Genomic DNA, 18,323 nt, shown 5'->3' on the forward strand with positions numbered 1-18,323 from the left:
CTCAGCGCGCGGCGCCCTTGAGCGACCCCTCCACCGGCTTGGCGGCGCCGCCGTCGCCGGGCTCGTAGATCACGCACTGCACGAGGCGGTCCTTCACGTTCGGGTCGTTCCAGCCGCCCTCCAAGGGCGCGAGGAAGACATACTCGAGCACCGAGTCCTCGTACGCCTTCCCGACGAAGCCCGCGAACGCCTCGTAGCAGCCCTCATCGGCCGCCGTGTCGATCGCCTCCTTGCCGGGCCACTCGCCGTCCGGCAGCGAGAACTCGTGGAAGATCTCCTCGGTGTGCGGCTCCGCGCAGGGGACCACCGCGGCGGAGGAGAGCTCTCCGCTGTCATCGAGATTGAGGCAGTCGCCCACCTCCAGCTGGAAGACGTCGACGTCACCACCCTCCGTGACCTGACCCGTCTCCTCGTCGCGGTCGGGCCCGCCGCCGAAGACCTGGTCGATCACGGCGCACCCGCCGAGGGTCGAGGCGAGGGCGAGTGCGCCGATCGCGGCGGCCACGCGGACGGGGCGGATGCGGATCATTGCGCCTCTCCTGTCGATCATGCGAGGCGGTGCACCGCCTCAGCGCTCACAGTAATCCCCGGCGGGGCGACGGGCGAGCCTCCGCGACGGGCAGAGCTGACCGGTATGCGCGTCAGCCCTCGAGATCGTCGATCCCGGGCATCCAGCTCGCGCCCGGACGTCCCCAGCCGCGCTTGCGGGCGATCTTCTGGACGAGCTTCGCGTCCGATCCGCCGAGCCGGTCGACGTAGAGGACACCGTCGAGGTGATCGAACTCGTGCTGCAGGATGCGCGCGCGCCACCCGTCGACGTCGATGCGCACCGGTGCGCCGTCCAGGTCGAGGCCGGTCACCAGGACGCGCTCCGAGCGCCGCAGCGGGAAGCGCTCGCCCGGGAAGGACAGGCAGCCCTCCGACTCCTCGTCCTCATCCGGCTCGCCGGGGACGGTCGGCGTCATCCAGAGCTCAGGGTTCAGGATGACCCCGCGCCACGGCTCACCCTCGTCGTCCTCGTACGAGTACGTGAAGATGCGCAGCGGAACCCCCACCTGCGGGGCGGCGAGGCCGACGCCGGGGGCGGCGTCCATCGTCTCGAACATGTCCGCGACCAGTGTGCGGATCTCGTCCGTGATCTCGTCGACATCGGCGGCGGGTGCGTGGAGAACGGGGTCGCCCATGATTCGGATCGGGAGCACGGCCATGTCTCCAGCGTAGTCGGGCCCCCGCCGGGTACCCTCGGAGGGTGCATCGGGGGATCGTTGAGCTGGCGCTCGGAAACGGGGTCATCGGCATGGACGAGGTCGGTGATCAGCTGCTCGGTGCGTTCCAGAACCCGGGCCTCCTCCTGGGCATCCCGCTCGCTCTCGCTGGCGCGGTGTTCATGTCGCTCGGCGCGCAGTACCAGAGCCAGGGCGTCCGCAAGGTCGAGCGGATCTCCGGAGCGAACGCCGACACGGGGCTCGGGCTCTCGCACCTGCTGCGCCTGCTGACGCGCCCGTCCTGGGTGATCGGGACGGTCCTGCTGACCGTGGCCATCGTCTGTCAGCTCAGTGCCCTCGCCGTCGCGCCGCTCATCGTCGTGCAGCCGCTGGGCGCCGTCTCGCTCGTCATCACGACGCTGCTCAACGCGCAGATCACGGGACACGCGCCGACGAGGAACTCCCTGATGTCTATCGGCCTGTGCGTCGGCGGCATCTTCCTGTTCGTCATCGTGGCGACGCTGTTCGCCACCGAGCACCCGCTCAGCCAGTTCGAACTGCTTGTCGTGCTCGCGATCCTGCTCGTTGTGATCATCCTGCTCGGCGTTGCCTGGCTGATGCTGCGGCACCGGATGGGCGCCCTGTTCTACATCACTGCCGCCGGCGTTCTCTACGGCTTCGTCGCGACCCTCGCCAAGGTCGTCATCAGCAGGTTCCAGCAGGGCGACTTCGACTGGCTCACGATCATCTGCCTGATCGCGCTCGTGGCCGCGGCGATTGCCGGCGGCTACTTCGTGCAGACGGCATACGCGTCGGGACCCCCGGACCTCGTCATCGCCGGCCTCACCGTGATCGACCCGATCATCGCGGTCCTCATCGGCGCGATCGTGCTCGGCGAAGCCTCGCAGGCTCCGCTGTGGGCCCTGATCGTCTTCGGCATCGCCGGGGCCGCCGCGTCTCTCGGCGTCTTCCTGCTCGCTCGGCACCACCCGCAGGTGGTGAGCGAGAGCCAGGAGCTGGCCATCGCCCGCGGCCGCGACGCGGGGGTGGATCGCGCCGCGCGCGACACCGACGAGCCGCTCCCGGGCCGCGCGTCGGCGCTCGACCAGCTTCGCGCGGCGCGCGATCCCGACGACCTGCTGAGCCGGCGGCTTCCGCCGGAGGACGAACCCGGCCCCACGAGGTAGCGCGGGTCGCGTGACCCGGCCCGCGGCGGGCCGGACCGGCGTATCGTCGATCGCATGGGGACGGCGGTGACGGGTTCGGTGACGTTCGCGAACGGCTTCGCGCGCGACGTCCCCGAGATGGCGGTGCCCTGGCGCGCAGAGCCGTTCCCGGATGCGCGACTCGTTGTGCTCAACGAGCCCCTCGCGCGCGAGCTCGGTTTCGACCCGGCGTTCCTGCGGACGCCGGAGGGCGTGAAGCTGCTATGCGGCGCCGCCCTCGGAGACGGCGCGGTTCCGGTGGCTCAGGCGTACGCGGGGCACCAGTTCGGCGGCTACTCGCCGCGCCTCGGCGACGGCCGGGCGCTCCTCCTCCGCGACGTCGCCGACGCGCACGGCGACCGGCGCGACATCCACCTGAAGGGCTCGGGCCCCACGCCGTTCGCGCGTGCGGGGGATGGCTTCGCCGCGCTCGGCCCGATGCTGCGCGAGTACCTGATCAGCGAGGCGATGCACGCGCTCGGCATACCGTCCACCCGGTCGCTCGCGGTCATCGCCACCGGGGCGACGGTGTATCGCGAGACGGCCCTGCCGGGCGCGATGCTCGTCCGCGTCGCGAGCAGTCACCTGCGCGTGGGCAGCTTCCAGTACGCCGCGGCCACGCGCGATCCGGATCTTCTCGTGCGGCTCGTCCGCCACGCGATAGACCGCCACCATCCGGAACTCGCCGAGGCGGACAACCCCCCGCTCGCCCTGTTCGAGGCGGTGCGCGACGCGCAGGCCGCCCTCGTCGCGCAGTGGATGCTGGTCGGTTTCGTCCACGGCGTCATGAACACCGACAACATGACGATCTCAGGCGAGACGATCGACTACGGACCGTGCGCGTTCATGGAGGCGTTCGACCCCGGCGCGGTCTACAGCTCGATCGACGTCGACGGCCGGTACGCGTACGGAAACCAGCCCTCGATCGCCGCGTGGAACCTCGCGCGCCTCGCCGAGACGCTCCTGCCCGCGTTCGACGATGACCGCGCACGGGCACTCGCGCTCGCTCAGCAGGCCCTGGATGCGTTCGGCCCGCGGTACAGCACCGCCTGGACCGCCGGCTTCCTCGCAAAGCTCGGCCTCGGCACGGGAGCGGAGGAAGAGCTGACCACGTCCCTGATCGGCGACCTGCTGTCGCTGCTCCGGGCGGATCACGTCGATCACACCTCGTTCTTCCGCGCGCTGGGCGACGCCGCGCGCGGCCGCCACGAGCCGGTGCGGCGGCTGTTCCTCGATCTCGGCGCGATCGACGCGTGGATCGAGAGGTGGCGCGGGCTCGGCCCCGACGCGGCGGCGATGGACGCCGTCAACCCCGTCTACATCCCGCGGAACCACCTCGTCGAGGAGGCGCTCACCGCCGCGACCGATGGCGACCTCGGCCCGTTCGAGCGCCTGCTCGACGCGGTCAGCACCCCGTACGTCGAGCGTGCCGGCTTCGAGCGCTATGCGGAGCCGGCGCCGCAGGACTTCGGCGCGTACCGGACGTTCTGCGGCACCTGACGCGCTCCTCCCGTGCCGGGTCGTGACCCGCGCGGCAGTAGGCTCGAGGTACGCGGGGCGGTGGCCAAGATGGTCAAGGCAGCGGGCTCATAACCCGACGATGCGTGGGTTCGAGTCCCACCCGCCCCACCAACGAGCCGGACCGGATCCGCGCAGCCGCGTCAAGTCCCTGCCGCCGGGGGCGTCCGCGTGCGCATACTGACGCATGCGGACGTTCGGGGTGGAGGAGGAGCTGCTCCTCGTCGACGGGGTCACGGGAAGCCCGCGGGCGCTCGCCCCGGACATCCTCGATCGCTTCGGGCGCGGCGACGGGGCGGGCTTCTCGCTCGAGGCCGAGATGCAGCAGGAGATGATCGAGGTCGTGTCGTCGCCCTGCACCGAGCGCGGCGAGCTGTTGCGCTTTATGCGTGCGGGGCGGCGCACGGCCGACGGCCTGGCGCAGGATCGCGGCGCGCACGCCGTCGCGATCGCGGGCTCCCCGATGCCCGTCCGTCCGCACGTGACGACGCGGCGCCGCTACCAGGCCATCGCCGAGGGCTACGCGGGCATGGCGCGCACGACGCTCGAATGCGGCTTCCACGTGCACGTCGGCATCGCCGACCCCGAGGAGGGCGTGGCGATCCTGAACCGGATCCGCGCCTGGCTGCCGGTGCTGCTGGCACTGTCGGCCAACTCGCCGTTCCGGGACGGTGAGGACACCGGTTACGCGAGCTTCCGCTTCGTCGCGTGGCACCACTGGCCGACCGCCGGCCCCATCGACGTCTTCGCGGATGCCGCGGCGTACCGGGCGTTCGAGCAGGAGCTGGTCGCCACCGGTGCCATCCTCGACACCGGCATGCTGTACTTCGACGCCCGCCTGTCGCACTCGCACCAGACCGTGGAGGTGCGGATCGCGGATGTCTGCCTGACGGCGGAGGACGGTGCGGCGCTCGCCTGCATGGTCCGGGCGCTCGTGGATCAGGCGGCGGATGACTGGCGCGGGGGAGTGGCTCCGCTGCCGGCGTCGACGGCGGCGATCCGGCTTGCCTCCTGGACCGCGGCGCGTCACGGCATGCGCGACCGGCTCGTCGACCCGCTAACGGGAACCGCGCGGCCCGCGTCGGCCGTCGTCGATCGGATGCTCGCCTGGGCGGGCCCAGCCCTTCGCCGGCACGGCGACGAGGAGGCCGTGCGGCATGCTCTCCGCGCGATCGCCCACCGCGGAACGGGCGCCGATCGGCAGTGGTCGGTCTACGCGCGGACGGGCTCCGTCACCCAGGTCGTGCTGGACGCCGCTCGCGTGTCCCGAGAATCAGGAATCACACGCTTGTGATTCCGGACCCGCCCGGGTCATAATGCTGGGAGAACTGAAGATTCGTCACCGGATCCGCCGGTCAGGTCGTAGGGGAAGACGCACCTGACGAAACGGAGAGATCATGGCGACACCTACGGCGCGCGGAGTGGTCTACATCCACTCAGCGCCACGTGCGTTGTGCCCCCACCTGGAGTGGGCGGTCGGCCGATCGCTCGGCCGGGCCGTGAACTTCGAGTGGGCCGACCAGCCTGTGCTGGACGGTGCGCGGCGCGCGGAGTTCTACTGGGAGGGCCCCGCCGGCACCGGCGCTGCCCTGGCCACCGGCATCCGCGGCTGGGAGCACCTGCGCTTCGAGGTGACCGAGGACCCGACCCCGCGCAGTGACGGCGGTCGCTGGATGCACACGCCCGATCTCGGCATCCACTACGCGCAGATGGACACGGCAGGAAACGTCGTCGTCCCCGAGGATCGCATCCGCTACGCGATGGAGGTCGCGGCGGGCGACCCCTTCGAGCTGCAGCGCGAGCTCGACATCGCCCTCGGCTCGGCCTGGGACGAGGAGCTCGAGCCGTTCCGCCACGCGAGCGACGACGCACCGGTCGTCTGGCTCCACAAGGTCGGCTGAGCACGCAAGCCACGGAGCGGCGCCGGTACCGCCGGCCGGTGAGGAGTCCCGGCGGGTGAGACAGCGTCACTCCGGAACGAAAGAAGCGGCCCCTGGAGAACCAGGGGCCGCTTCTGCGTCCGCGGATCAGTCGTCGTAGGACGCGAACGCCGCGACGGCGTTGTGTCCGCCGAAGCCGAACGAGTTGCAGATGGCCAGCTGCGGGTCGGCGCTGAGCTTCTGCGGCGAGGTCGACGCCTTCAGCGGGATCGCGGGGTCCTGATCGACGAGGTTGATCGTCGGGGGAGCGACGCGATCGCGCAGCGCGAGGATCGTGAAGACCGACTCGATCGCACCCGTGCCGCCGAGCAGGTGGCCGGTGGATGCCTTGGTGGCCGAGACCGGGATGTCGTGGACGCGGTCGCCGAACACCGACAGCAGGGCCGCGTATTCGGCCGGGTCGCCCACGGGCGTCGACGTCGCGTGCGCGTTGATGTGGGTGACCTCTTCGGGTGCGCGACCGGCCTGCTCGAGCGCCTGCCGGACCGCGCGCGACGCGCCGGCGCCGCTCGGGTCGTTCGCCGTGATGTGGTGGGCGTCGGCGGTGACCGCGGAGCCGACGAGGCGGCCGTAGATCTTCGCGCCGCGGGCCAGCGCGTGCTCCTCGGTCTCGAGGATCAGCGCGGCGGCGCCCTCACCCATCACGAAGCCGTCGCGGTCGACCGAGAAGGGCCGCGAGGCCGTCTCGGGCGAGTCGTTGCGACGCGACAGCGCCTGCATCGAGGCGAAGGACGCGACGGTGATCGGGTGAATGGCCGACTCGGTGCCGCCCGCGATCACGACGTCCGCGAGTCCGAGCTGCAGGTGCTCGTAGGCGCTCGCGATCGACTCGACGCTCGAGGCGCAGGCCGAGGCGACGGTGCGCGCGAAGGCGCGGGCGCCGAAGTGGAGCGAGAGGTTGCCGGCCGCGGCGTTGGGCATGAGCATCGGCACGGTCATCGGCATGACGCGACGCGGGCCCTTCTCGCGCAGCGTGTCCCACGCGTCGAGCAGCGTCCACACACCGCCGATGCCGGTGGCGAAGTCGATGCCGAGGCGCTCGGGGGCGACCGCGGGTGCGCCCGCGTCCTCCCAGGCCTCCATGGCGGCGATCAGCGCGAACTGCGACGCGGGGTCGAGGCGCTTGGCGGTCGGGCGGGGAAGCACGGTCTCCGGGCGCACCACCGCCTCGGCGGCGAAGGTCACCGGGAGCTCGTACTCGGCCACCCAGTCGTGCTCGAGTGCGCGAGTGCCGGAGACGCCGGCGAGAAGGTTCTGCCAGTTCTCGGGCGCGGTGCCGCCGAGCGCCGACGTGGCGCCGATGCCGGTCACGACGATGGACTTGCTCATGGGTTGGTTCCTCGTGCTCCGATGAAGGGGATCCGGTGCCGCACCCGGTCGTCAGGGGTGCGGCACCGCGGATGTCACTGGTTGTTGGTGATGAAGTCGACGGCGTCCTTCACCGTCTTGAGGTTCTTGACCTCGTCGTCCGGGATCGTGACGCCGAACTTCTCCTCGGCGTTGACGACGATCGTCATCATCGAGATCGAGTCGATGTCGAGGTCGTCGGTGAACGACTTCTCGAGCGCGACCTCCTCGGCGGCGATGCCGGTCTCGTCGGTGATCAGCTCGGCCAGGCCGGCGAGGACCTCGTCAGTCGTGTATGCCATGGGGTACTCCTTCAGGATGTTTCGGTCGGATCGGATGATTCGGGAGACGACGGAACCGAGGTTCAGTCTATGGTCGCGGCGCCACGCCTCACGGGAGGACGACGACCTGTGCCGCGTAGACGAGGCCGGCGCCGAAGCCGATCTGCAACGCGAGGCCGCCGCTCAGCTCGGGATTCTCCTGCAGCAGCCGGTGGGTGGCGAGCGGGATCGAGGCGGCCGACGTGTTGCCGGTGGTCTCGATGTCGCGGGCGACCTTCACGGTCTCGGGAAGGCCGAGCTGCTTGGCGAACTCGTCGATGATGCGCATGTTCGCCTGGTGAGGGATGAATGCGGCGAGGTCGTCGGCGGTGATGCCCGCGGCCTCGAGGGCCTGCTTGGCGACCTTCGCCATCTCCCACACGGCCCAGCGGAAGACCGTGGGGCCCTCCTGGCGCAATGTGGGCCACTCGGCGGCGCCGTCGCGGAACTCGGTCAGCGTGTGGTTCATGCCCACCGCGCCCGCCTTGGAGCCGTCCGAGCCCCAGATCGAGGCCGAGACCCCAGGGGTGTCGCTCGGCCCCAGCAGGGCGGCACCGGCACCATCGCCGAGCAGGAACGAGATGCTGCGGTCGGTGGGATCGACGATGTCGCTGAGCTTCTCGGTGCCGATCACCAGCGCGTAGCGGGCGGCGCCCGAGCGGATGAGCGCGTCGGCCTGTGCGACGGCGTAGCAGTAGCCGGCGCACGCCGCGTTGACGTCGTACGCCGCGGCCGGGTTCGCTCCCACGCGGTCGGCGACGATCGCCGAGACCGAGGGCGTCTGCTTGGGGTTGCTGATCGTGGCGACGATCACGAGGTCGACCTGTGCGGGGTCGACGCCCGCCTTCTCGATCGCCTCGCGGGCCGCGGTCGTCGCGAGGTCGATCGCATCCGTCTCGGGCACGGCGCGCACGCGCGTGACGATGCCGGTGCGCTGCCGGATCCACTCGTCGCTCGAGTCGATCGGGCCGACGAGGTCGTCGTTCGGCACGGCGAGCTCACCGCGCGCGGCGCCGTAGGCGTAGATGCGGGAGTGCGGAGCCCCGACGGCTTCCTTCAGGATGACGGTCATGTGCGTTCCGTTCTGTGAGGTCGGGGCGGATCAGGCGGCGAGCAGCTCGAGCGCTGCGGCCAGATCGTCCGGGGTCTTGACCGCGACGCTGGGCACGCCGCGCAGGCCGCGCTTGGCGAGGCCGACGAGGGCGCCGGCGGGCGCCAGCTCGATGATGCCGGTCACTCCCTGCTCGGCGAACGAGGCCATGCAGAGGTCCCAGCGCACCGGGTTGGCGACCTGGTGCACGATCAGCTCGAGCGCCCGGACGCCCGCGGGGACGGTGCTGCCGTCGCTGTTCGTCCAGAGGGTGAGATCGGGGTTGCCGACCGCGCGGATGCCGTCGACCGCGCTGCGGAGCGCATCCTGCGCCGGCGCCATGAACCGAGTGTGGAACGCGCCCGCGACCTGGAGGGGGATGACCCGCGCCCCGCGGGGCGCCTGCTCGGCGAGGGCCGCGAGACCGGGAAGCTCGCCGGCCGCGACGATCTGGCCGCCGCCGTTGTAGTTGGCGGGGGCGAGCCCGTTGGCCTCAATCGCTTCGAGCACCTGCTGCTCGTCGCCGCCGACGACCGCGCTCATGCCCGTCTCGACGAGCGCGGCGGCATCCGCCATCGCCCGACCGCGGACCCCGACGAGGCGCATTCCGGCCTCGGCGTCGATCACTCCCGACGCCACGAGCGCGGCGATCTCGCCGACGGAGTGACCGGCGACGCCGGCGGGGCGCGCGCCGCCCGAGGTGAGCTGCTCCCACGCGAGGATGCTCGCGGCGACGATCAGCGGCTGCGCGATGCGCGTGTCCCGGATCGTGTCGGCATCCGACTGCGTGCCGTGGGCGACGAGGTCGACCTGTGCGGCCTCGGAGAACGACGCGAGGCGCTCGGCCGCACCGTCCAGCTCAAGCCAGGGGGCGAGGAATCCGGGGGTCTGCGAGCCCTGTCCAGGGCAGACTACGACGATCACCCGTCCAGTCTGCCAACGTTCTGCAACGCGGCGCTGGCGACGGCCTCACAAGAAAACCGGGATCACTTGTGCGTGGCGGACAGTCCGTGAGCTCGCTTCGCTCGCGCCGCGCGCTGATCGATCGCTCGGCCGACGCTTCGCGCCGGCACTCGCGTTCGATGGGCTGTCGCTTCGCTCCATCCGGGGCGCGCTGGTTGGCCGCATCCGCGGCACGGTCGCTGGCGCTCCCAGAGGGGCACAGCGGGCGGTAGCCAGGATTGGGCGCGAGCGAAGCGAGCCGAGAAACAGGTCAGCGAGGGCGGCGCACCGCGGCGCGGCGGCGGCCGACGTCCGCCGATCCGATGGAGCCGAGGATCATCGCGGTCTGCAGGATGAGCGCCTCGCGCGGGCCCGTCGCATCCCAGCCGATCACGTCGCTGACCCGCTTGAGGCGGTACCGCACCGTGTTCGGGTGGACGAACAGCTCGCGGGCCGTCGCCTCGAGCGATCGGCCGTTGTCGAGGTAGCTCCACAGGGTCGTGACGAGGTCGGTGGAGTGCGCCGCGAGCGGGCGGTAGATCCGCTCCACAAGGGTCTGCTTCGCGACGGGATCGCCGGCAAGCGCCCGCTCGGGCAGCAGATCGTCGGCCTCGACCGGACGAGGGGCGTGGCGCCGGCCGCGCGCCACGGCGAATCCCGCCAGCGCGGCGCGGGCGCTCTGGCTCGCGTCGACGAGTGCGGGAACGGTCGGCCCGAGCACGAGGTAGCCCTCGCCGAACAGGGGCTCGAGGTGACGGGCGACCTCGATGAACGGCATGCCTTCGGGCTCGGTCTCCTCGTCGGCGTCCGCCTCCTGGGCCCGGCCGATCACGATCACGAGACGCGATCCCTGCACGCCCACGAGCACATCCACGCCGAGCTTGCGCGACGTGCGCCGCACCTGGTCGACATCGAACTGCGGGGGAGCGGTGCCGACGAGCACGCAGGCCTGGCCGTGGCCGTGCCAGCCGAGCGCGGCGATCCGGCTCGGCAGCTCCTCGTCGGCCTCGCCCGTGAGGATGGAATCGACGACGAGCGCCTCGAGGCGCGCATCCCACAGGCCCCGCGATTCCGCGGCGCGCGCATAGACGTCGGCAGCCGTGAAGGCGACCTCACGCGAGTACAGGAGGATGCCCTCGCGCAGGTCCTCGCTCTTCGACGCGACGCGCTCCTCGACGACCTCCACGGTGATCCGGATCAGCTGCAGCGTCTGCTGCAGGCTGACGCTCCGCAGCAGCTCGCGCGGGGCCGCCGCGAAGATGTCGGCCGCGATCCAGGGCGTCGACGTGGGGTCGTCGTACCACTGGATGAACGACGTGATGCCGGCCTGCGCGACGAGGCCCACCGCCGAGCGGCGCGCGGGCGGCATCCCGGCGTACCACGACAGCGACTGCTCGAGCCGTGTCGTGGTCGCCGTCGCGAGGTCGCCGGAGATCCGGCGCAGCCAGGCGAGGGTGGCCGTCTTGTCGAGAGCGGCCCCCTCACCCGATGCCGTGCCCTCGACGGGCGTGGCGTCCTGACTCACTGAGAGCTCAGCTCTCCCCGCCGGCGTTCCCCGAGGTGCCGGCGTTGACGTCGTGCAGACGGTACTTCTCGATCGCCTGGGCGATCACGCTGCGGTCGACCTTGCCCTCGTCGGCGAGGCCCTGCAGGGCGCGCACCGCCATCGACGGGCCGTCGATCTTGAAGAAGCGACGGGCCGCGGCGCGGGTGTCCGAGAAGCCGAAGCCGTCGGCGCCGAGCGTCAGGTAACGCTGCGGCACCCAGGGCCGGATCTGGTCCTGCACGGCGTGCATGAAGTCGCTGACGGCGACGACCGGGCCCTCGGCGTCCTTGAGCTTCTCGGTGATGTACGCCGTCCTCGGCTCCGCCTCGGGGTGCAGGAAGTTGTGCTCGTCGGCGGCGAGGCCGTCGCGGCGCAGCTCGGTCCAGCTGGTCACCGACCAGACGTCGGCGACGACGCCCCAGTCGTTCTTGAGCAGCTCCTGTGCCTCGAGCGCCCACGGCACGCCCACGCCCGACGCGAGAAGCTGCGTGCGAGGGCCGTCGCCCTGGCCCTCCGAGATGCGGTGGATGCCGCGCACGATGCCGTCGACGTCCACGTTCTCCGGCTCGGCCGGCATCACGATCGGCTCGTTGTAGACGGTGATGTAGTACATCACATTGGGGTCCTCGTGCTGGCCGCCGTACATCCGCTCGATGCCCGAGCGCACGATGTGCGCGATCTCGTACCCGTACGCCGGGTCGTACGACACGGTCGCCGGGTTCGTCGAGGCCAGCAGGTGCGAGTGGCCGTCGGCGTGCTGCAGGCCCTCACCCGTCAGGGTCGTGCGTCCGGCGGTCGCGCCGATGATGAAGCCGCGGGCCATCTGGTCGCCGGCCGCCCACTGGGCGTCGCCGGTGCGCTGGAAGCCGAACATCGAGTAAAAGATGTAGATCGGGATCAGCGGCTCGCCGTGCGTGGCGTACGTCGTGCCCGTCCCGGTGAACGCCGCAAGCGCGCCGGCCTCGTTGATGCCGACGTGGATGATCTGTCCCTGCGGGCTCTCCTTGTAGGCGAGGAGGAGCGCGCGGTCGACCGAGGTGTAGTTCTGGCCGTGGGGGTTGTAGATCTTCGCGGTCGGGAAGTACGAGTCCATGCCGAACGTGCGCGCCTCATCCGGGATGATCGGCACGATGCGGTTGCCGAACCCGTCGACGCGCAGCAGGTCCTTCACGAGACGCACGAACGCCATGGTGGTGGCGATCTCCTGCGTGCCGGAGCCCTTCTTCATCAGGGCGTAGTCCTTGTCCTGCGGAAGAGGGATCTGGGTGTACTTGCTGCGGCGCTCCGGGAGGAAGCCGCCCAGCGCGCGGCGGCGCTCGAGCATGTACTGGATCGTCTCGTCGTTCTCACCCGGGTGGTAGTACGGCGGGCGGTACGGGTCGTCCTCGAGCTGCTTGTCCGTGACGGGGATGTGCATCGTGTCGCGGAACAGCTTGAGGTCGTCCAGCGTCATCTTCTTCATCTGGTGGGTCGCGTTGCGGCCCTCGAAGTGCGGCCCGAGGCCGTAGCCCTTGATGGTGTGGGCGATGATGGCGGTCGGCTGGCCCTTGTGCTCCTGGGCCGCCTTGAAGGCCGCGTAGACCTTGCGGTAGTCGTGACCACCGCGGCGCAGACCCCAGATCTGGTCGTCGGAGTAGTCCTTGACCAGCTCGAGCGCGCGCGGGTCGCGGCCGAAGAAGTTCTCACGGACGTACGCGCCGGACTCGGTCTTGTACGTCTGGAAGTCGCCGTCCGGCGTCACGTTCATCAGGTTGCGCAGCGCGCCGTCCTTGTCGCGCGCGAGCAGGTCGTCCCACTCGCGGCCCCAGATGACCTTGATGACGTTCCAGCCGGCGCCGCGGAAGAAGCTCTCGAGCTCCTGGATGATCTTGCCGTTGCCGCGCACCGGGCCGTCGAGGCGCTGGAGGTTCGCGTTGACGACGAACGTGAGGTTGTCGAGGCCCTCGTTGGCCGCGACCTGCAGCTGGCCGCGGCTCTCGACCTCGTCCATCTCGCCGTCGCCGAGGAACGCCCAGACGTGGCTGTCGGCCGTGTCCTTGATGCCGCGGTTGGCGAGGTACTTGTTCGTCATCGCCTGGTAGATGGCGTTGATCGGGCCGAGTCCCATCGAGACGGTCGGGAACTGCCAGAACTCGGGCATGAGCCGCGGGTGCGGGTACGACGGGATGCCGTTCGCGCCGGCCGACTTCTCCTGACGGAAGCCGTCGAGCTGCGCCTCGGTGAGGCGTCCCTCGAGGAACGCGCGGGCGTACGGTCCGGGGGAGGCGTGTCCCTGGACGAAGATCTGGTCGCCGCCGGACGGGTGGTCCTGGCCGCGGAAGAAGTGGTTGAAGCCGATCTCGTAGAGCGAGGCGGACGACGCGTAGGTGGAGATGTGGCCGCCGACGCCGATGCCGGGCCGCTGCGCGCGGTGCACCGTGAGGGCCGCGTTCCACCGGATCCAGGAACGATAGCGACGCTCGAGCTCCTCGTCGCCGGGGAAGCCGGGCTCGTCCTCGGGCGCGATGGTGTTGACGTAGTCGGTGGTCGGCACCATCGGCACGCCCAGGTGCAGATCCTTCGACCGCTTCAGCAGGCTCAGCATGATCTCGCGACCCCGCTGATGACCCTTCGCGTCGACGAGCTCATCCAGCGACTGCTGCCACTCGCTGGTCTCTTCCGGATCGCTGTCCTGCGGTCCCTGCGAGTACGGATCCTGGTCGTGTACAGCCACCGGATTCCCTTTCGTCGAGCGGGGCAGGTCGTGCCTCGCGTACATGCCTGCGCGCGCGCCGATGGGTCCGAGCGCACGCGTGATCGCCTCTCAGCCTAGACCCCGCAAGGGTGCAGGATGGACGGGTGCCGCACGTGAGAGCCCTGTTCCGCTATCCGCTGAAGGGCTTCACGCCTGAGCCCCGCGAAACGCTCACGGTCGGCCCGGACGAGCGCGTCGAGGGCGACCGGGTGCTCGCGTTCCGGTTCGCCGACTCGGCGGTGCCGGAAGACCGCGACGGGCTCGACTACTGGCCCAAGACCCGCGGGCTCGCGCTCGTCGACTTCCCGGGGCTCGCCCGGCTGGGGGTGACGTACGACGCCGCGGGGCAGCGCGTGCGCGTGGCCCTGGGAGACGACGTGCTGGCAGATGAGGGCCTCGACGAGGAGGGCCGCGAGCGTCTCACGGACGCCGTCACCGCCTATGTGCTGGGCACGCCGGACGGCCGTCGCCTCCGCGCCGAGGGACGCCTGCCGCTGCGCCTCGTGGGTGATGGCGTGGCGTCGCGGTTCCAGGACCGCCCGCGCGGCTACGTCTCGCTGCACGGAAGCGCGTCCGTCGCCGCGCTGGATGCGATCACGGATGCGCGGGTCGACGACCGACGGTTCCGCTCGAACGTCGTGCTCGACGGCGTCGCGGCGTGGGCCGAACTCGGATGGACCGGGCGCGTCACCATCGGCGACGTGGCGTTCGAGGTGCAGCAGCCGATCGGGCGCTGCGTCGCGGTGCACGCGAATCCGGACACGGGGGAGCGCGACGCGCGACTGCTGCAGACGCTCACGCGCGACATCGGGCAGGACGCGCCGACCCTCGGCATCCTGCTGCTGCCCGCCGATGGGGGTGGCGTCATCCGGGTGGGCGACGAGGTCCGCATCGGCTGAGGCGCGCCCGTAGACTCGGAGGACGGGCCTTTAGCTCAGCTGGTAGAGCACCTGGTTTACACCCAGGGTGTCGTCGGTTCGATCCCGGCAGGGCCCACCACACATTGGATGCTCAAGACCGCCACGTCAGCGGGCTTCACCCCTTCCTGTCCGCGGACAGCTTGCCTCCGTGGGTCGGTGCTGCCGCGTGGATGGACGGGTCGAGCCCTGGATCGCCTGTGAATTTGTAACACCAAGGAAACTCGCTTCGCGTGAATCGGTAACAACGGCGTTCCAAGCTGGGGTGGTCCCGTTCTTGGGACCGAACAGAGCAGGAGCACGATGGACCGCGACGCGATCGAGAGCAGCCTCCGTCGCGTCGGCCTGCCGGTCCTCGCCATCCTCGCCGCGCTCATCGTCGGGGGCGTTCTCGTCGCGATGCTCGGGGAGTCGCCGTTCGCCGCGGCGAGCACGGTGGTGCAGGCCGGCTTCAGCTGCAACCCCGGCTACTGCAACCTCGGCGGAACACTCGCGCTTTCCTCGCCGATCATCCTGTGCGCACTCGGCGCCGTGGTATCCCTCCGCACCGGGCTCTTCAGCATCGGCCAGGAGGGGCAGTACGCGCTCGGAGGGCTCGCGGGCGCCGTCGCCGGGTACCTGCTGCCGCTTCCCGCCGGCGTCGCACCCGTGGCGAGCCTCGCGGCAGCGGCCCTGATCGGGGCGCTCTGGGGCGTCATCCCCGCGATCCTCAAAATCTTCCTCGGCGTCAACGAGCTCATCATCACCATCGTCCTCAACGCCATCGCAGGCCTCCTCCTCGACTTCCTCGTCAACTACCCGCTGCGCGCAGAGGCGAGCACCGTCGGCTACACCCACGTCGTCCGCGACGAGGCACGCCTGCCGCTGTTCGACATCTCGACGAAGTTCGGTCTCGCCTTCGTGATCGCCGTCCTCGCCGTGGCCGCGGTGTGGTTCTTCCTCGGTCGCACCACCGCCGGTTACGAGCAGCGGATGTCAGGGGAGGCGACCGCCTTCGCTCGCTACTCCGGGATGTCGAGCGCTGCGAGCGTGATCCGGGCGGGACTCCTCGGCGGCGCCTTGGCCGGCCTCGGCGGGGGTGTCCAGGTGCTCGGCACGAACTACCGGGTCATCGAAGGGTTCTCGGATGGAACTGGCTTCACCGGCCTGACCGCAGCCATCCTCAGCGGCACGACTGCCATCGGCGCGGGCCTTCTCGGGATCCTCTACGCCGGAATCACCGTGGGCGCCGTCAACGGGCTGCAGATCGTCCTCGGCGTGCCGCGTGAGATCGGCTCCACCGTTCTCGCCCTCATGATCGTGTTCATTGCGGCCCAGGCGCCGCTGCTCACCCGATGGGAGCGGTGGTTGTCTCGACGGCGCGCGAACCGCGCGATCGATTCCCGCAAGGGGCTTGAGCAACCAGCTGACAGGACGGCGGTCGATGTCGCATGAACGCCCTTGCCGATTTCCTCAACAGCGGGATACGTCTCACCACGCCGATCCTGTTCTGCGCCATCGCATCGCTGCTCAGCGCCCGGGCGGGCGTCCTCAACCTGGCCATCGAGTCGAAGATGCTCGCCGGGGCCTTCGTCGGCATCCTCGCCGCGGCGGCCACCGGCGACAACCTGATCGGCGTGCTCGCCGGTGCCCTGACGGGAGCGACCATCGGCCTCATCATGGCCGGCGCCAATCGCCTCGGCGTCGACCTCGTCGTCCTCGCCATCGGTCTCAACATCCTCGTCCTCCAGCTGACCGTGTATCTGATGCGGTCCTACTTCGGCGGGGTGGGCACGTTCCATCCGGCCGGCCTCGAGCGGATACCACCCGCGACGATCCCATTCCTCTCGGAGCTGCCCTTCATCGGTCCGGTTCTCGACCGGCTCAACTGGCTGGTGTACCTCTCGCTCATCGCCGCGATCCTCGTCGGAATCTATTTCCGGACGCGAAGCGGCCGTCACCTTCTCGCCGTCGGCGAAGCGCCCATCGCCGCAGCTTCAGCCGGCATCCGGATCGGCTGGACCCAGGCCGTCACACTGCTCGTCGCGGGTATCTGCGCCGGCATCGGCGGCGCATTCCTCTCGGTCGGCGATCTCGGCCTCTTCACGCGCAACATGAGCGGCGACCGGGGGTGGATCGGCATCACGGCCGCGCTACTCGCCTTCAACCGGCCGGCCTTCGTCGTGCCAGCGGCCGCCGTGTTCGGATTCGCAAGCGCCGCGAGCATCCGCCTCCAGGCGTTCGATATCCCCCCGAACGTCACCCAGTTCCTCCCGCAGGGAGCGGCGTTCGTCGCTCTCGTGTTGGTCGGGCTTCGCGCGAAGTCGCGCGGCTCCTTCGCTCGACTGTGGAGACGGAGCAGCCGTATCCCACTCGGGCGACGCCGGGATCCTGGTCCACCTGCTCCCGTCGCACCTTCGGCACCGACAACCACCACGAACCAGGAACTCAAGGAGACCTCATGACACGGCACCGGATAGGACTCACCTCCCTCGCCGCCCTCGCGGCCACCGCGCTTCTCGCCGGGTGCTCCGGCGGGGCCTCGACCGATGCAGTCGGGTCGGGCGACGAGAACACCTTCACCTATGCGCTCATCACCCCGGGCGCCGCCGGGGACGGCGGATTCATCGACTCTGCCATCGCGGGAACGCAGCTCGCCGAGGCGGAGCTCGGCGTCACCGGCCGGGTCGTGGAGGCTGAGTCGGTCTCGCAGCAGGAGGGCGTCATCCGCTCGACCGTCGCCACGCAGCCGAACATCATCATCGCTCCGGGTCTCGACCCCGACTCGCTGCTGGCTGTGGCGAACGAGAACCCTAACCAGCTGTTCGGCGTTCCGAGCGACATCTTCGTCGACGAGCTGCCGGAGAACGTGCAGGCGTTCTCCATCAACGTTCACGAGAGCAGCTTCCTCGGCGGCTTCGTGGCAGGAAGCATGACCCAGACGAAGAAGGTCGGCGCCGTACTGGGAATCGACAACCCCGGGCTCAACCAGTTCTACTACGGCTACAAGCAGGGCGTGCTGGCCGCATGCCCGGATTGCACGGTCACCCCGAGCTACCTGAACGGCGAGTTCTCCGACCCGTCCGTCGGCCAAGAGGCCGCGCTGGCGCTCTACCAGGGTGGCAACGACATCGTGTTCGGGGTCGCCGGCCTGAGTGGTCAAGGCGTCTTCACCGCAGCAACCCAGGAGGGCGCCTACGCGATCGGCGTCGACTCGAACCAGGACGGCAACGCCCCCGGCGCCGTGATCGTCTCGGTCGTGAAGCGGGTGGACCAGACGACTTACAACCTCATCGAGGCCGCCATGAACGATCAGTTCGAGTCGGGCTTCGTGGCCGCCGGCATGGCTGAGGGCGTCACCGGCCTCTCCTGGACCGACGGCTCCACCGTCTTCCAGGACGAGGGCCCCGAAGAGCTTGCGGGCATGGTCCCCGACCTGGTCACCGAGGTGGAAGGCCTGCAGCAGCAGATCCTCGAGGGCGAGCTCGAGATCTGCGACGCTCTCAACGATCCGACGAGCGACGCCTGCGCCTCGGTGGGCCTCACCGGCTGACCGTCGGTCGACTCGACAGGACACATC

16 protein-coding genes and 2 tRNA genes are annotated in these 18,323 nt (G+C 70.3%); 10 read left to right on the top strand and 8 right to left on the bottom strand.

What is annotated here, in order from left to right; all coding sequences use genetic code 11:
- Position 1: 1 nt before the first annotated feature.
- On the bottom strand, positions 2 to 529 hold the full coding sequence (locus ABD161_RS10175) for a septum formation family protein (protein ID WP_135113203.1): 528 nt from the start codon (positions 527 to 529) through the stop codon (positions 2 to 4).
- 112 nt (positions 530 to 641) lie between these two features.
- Positions 642 to 1,208 (bottom strand): peptide deformylase, encoded by a 567-nt coding sequence (gene def, locus ABD161_RS10180; protein WP_135113201.1) that lies wholly within the window; start codon positions 1,206 to 1,208, stop codon positions 642 to 644.
- 89 nt (positions 1,209 to 1,297) lie between these two features.
- Between def and ABD161_RS10185 the strand changes: the two genes are divergently transcribed.
- The 5 genes from ABD161_RS10185 (at position 1,298) to ABD161_RS10205 (ending at position 5,829) form a co-directional block, all read left to right on the top strand.
- Complete coding sequence (locus ABD161_RS10185) at positions 1,298 to 2,392, top strand: DMT family transporter (protein WP_344002502.1); 1,095 nt, start codon at positions 1,298 to 1,300, stop codon at positions 2,390 to 2,392.
- Between the two features lie 54 nt (positions 2,393 to 2,446).
- A complete protein-coding gene (locus tag ABD161_RS10190) occupies positions 2,447 to 3,910 on the top strand; it encodes a protein adenylyltransferase SelO (RefSeq protein WP_344002176.1) in 1,464 nt (487 codons plus the stop codon).
- Between the two features lie 54 nt (positions 3,911 to 3,964).
- Positions 3,965 to 4,042 (top strand) — tRNA-Ile (locus ABD161_RS10195).
- A gap of 73 nt (positions 4,043 to 4,115) precedes the next feature.
- Positions 4,116 to 5,222: a carboxylate-amine ligase gene (locus ABD161_RS10200; protein WP_344002180.1), complete on the top strand. Its 1,107-nt coding sequence runs from the start codon at positions 4,116 to 4,118 to the stop codon at positions 5,220 to 5,222.
- 103 nt (positions 5,223 to 5,325) lie between these two features.
- Positions 5,326 to 5,829 (top strand): DUF3145 domain-containing protein, encoded by a 504-nt coding sequence (locus ABD161_RS10205; RefSeq protein ID WP_344002183.1) that lies wholly within the window; start codon positions 5,326 to 5,328, stop codon positions 5,827 to 5,829.
- A 126-nt stretch (positions 5,830 to 5,955) separates the two neighbouring features.
- Here the strand turns inward: ABD161_RS10205 and ABD161_RS10210 are convergent, their stop codons facing one another.
- The 6 genes from ABD161_RS10210 to aceE form a co-directional block, all read right to left on the bottom strand.
- Positions 5,956 to 7,197, bottom strand: coding sequence for a beta-ketoacyl-[acyl-carrier-protein] synthase family protein (locus ABD161_RS10210; RefSeq protein WP_344002186.1), 1,242 nt, complete (start codon positions 7,195 to 7,197; stop codon positions 5,956 to 5,958).
- Between the two features lie 74 nt (positions 7,198 to 7,271).
- Positions 7,272 to 7,517, bottom strand: a complete 246-nt coding sequence (locus ABD161_RS10215; RefSeq protein WP_135113190.1) for an acyl carrier protein — start codon at positions 7,515 to 7,517, stop codon at positions 7,272 to 7,274.
- An 88-nt stretch (positions 7,518 to 7,605) separates the two neighbouring features.
- Positions 7,606 to 8,607: a beta-ketoacyl-ACP synthase III gene (locus tag ABD161_RS10220; protein ID WP_344002189.1), complete on the bottom strand. Its 1,002-nt coding sequence runs from the start codon at positions 8,605 to 8,607 to the stop codon at positions 7,606 to 7,608.
- 30 nt (positions 8,608 to 8,637) lie between these two features.
- A complete protein-coding gene (locus ABD161_RS10225; RefSeq protein WP_344002192.1) occupies positions 8,638 to 9,549 on the bottom strand; it encodes an ACP S-malonyltransferase in 912 nt (303 codons plus the stop codon).
- Between the two features lie 289 nt (positions 9,550 to 9,838).
- Positions 9,839 to 11,092, bottom strand: a complete 1,254-nt coding sequence (locus tag ABD161_RS10230; RefSeq protein ID WP_425560867.1) for a PucR family transcriptional regulator — start codon at positions 11,090 to 11,092, stop codon at positions 9,839 to 9,841.
- Positions 11,093 to 11,099: 7 nt separating this feature from the next.
- Complete coding sequence (gene aceE / locus ABD161_RS10235) at positions 11,100 to 13,826, bottom strand: pyruvate dehydrogenase (acetyl-transferring), homodimeric type (protein WP_344002195.1); 2,727 nt, start codon at positions 13,824 to 13,826, stop codon at positions 11,100 to 11,102.
- Positions 13,827 to 13,951: 125 nt separating this feature from the next.
- Here aceE and ABD161_RS10240 point away from each other — a divergent pair, with 125 nt between their 5' ends.
- The 5 genes from ABD161_RS10240 to ABD161_RS10260 all read left to right on the top strand — a co-directional run bounded on the left by ABD161_RS10240 (position 13,952) and on the right by ABD161_RS10260 (position 18,296).
- Positions 13,952 to 14,746 carry an MOSC domain-containing protein gene (locus tag ABD161_RS10240; RefSeq protein WP_344002198.1) on the top strand — a complete coding sequence of 265 codons (795 nt, stop codon included), beginning with the start codon at positions 13,952 to 13,954 and terminating at the stop codon, positions 14,744 to 14,746.
- A gap of 24 nt (positions 14,747 to 14,770) precedes the next feature.
- Positions 14,771 to 14,846: transfer RNA gene (locus tag ABD161_RS10245), tRNA-Val, on the top strand.
- A 221-nt stretch (positions 14,847 to 15,067) separates the two neighbouring features.
- A complete protein-coding gene (locus tag ABD161_RS10250; protein WP_344002201.1) occupies positions 15,068 to 16,198 on the top strand; it encodes an ABC transporter permease in 1,131 nt (376 codons plus the stop codon).
- The gene (locus tag ABD161_RS10255) at positions 16,195 to 17,208 is read left to right on the top strand and encodes an ABC transporter permease (protein ID WP_344002204.1); all 1,014 of its coding nucleotides are present in this window, start codon (positions 16,195 to 16,197) and stop codon (positions 17,206 to 17,208) included. The genes ABD161_RS10250 and ABD161_RS10255 overlap by 4 nt, the downstream gene beginning before the upstream one ends.
- Positions 17,205 to 18,296, top strand: coding sequence for a BMP family ABC transporter substrate-binding protein (locus tag ABD161_RS10260; RefSeq protein WP_344002207.1), 1,092 nt, complete (start codon positions 17,205 to 17,207; stop codon positions 18,294 to 18,296). Before ABD161_RS10255 ends, ABD161_RS10260 begins: the two co-directional genes overlap by 4 nt.
- Positions 18,297 to 18,323: the final 27 nt, after the last annotated feature.

Origin of the sequence: Microbacterium paludicola, from assembly GCF_039529675.1 — a bacterium.
GTDB classification, from domain to species: Bacteria; Actinomycetota; Actinomycetes; order Actinomycetales; family Microbacteriaceae; genus Microbacterium; species Microbacterium paludicola.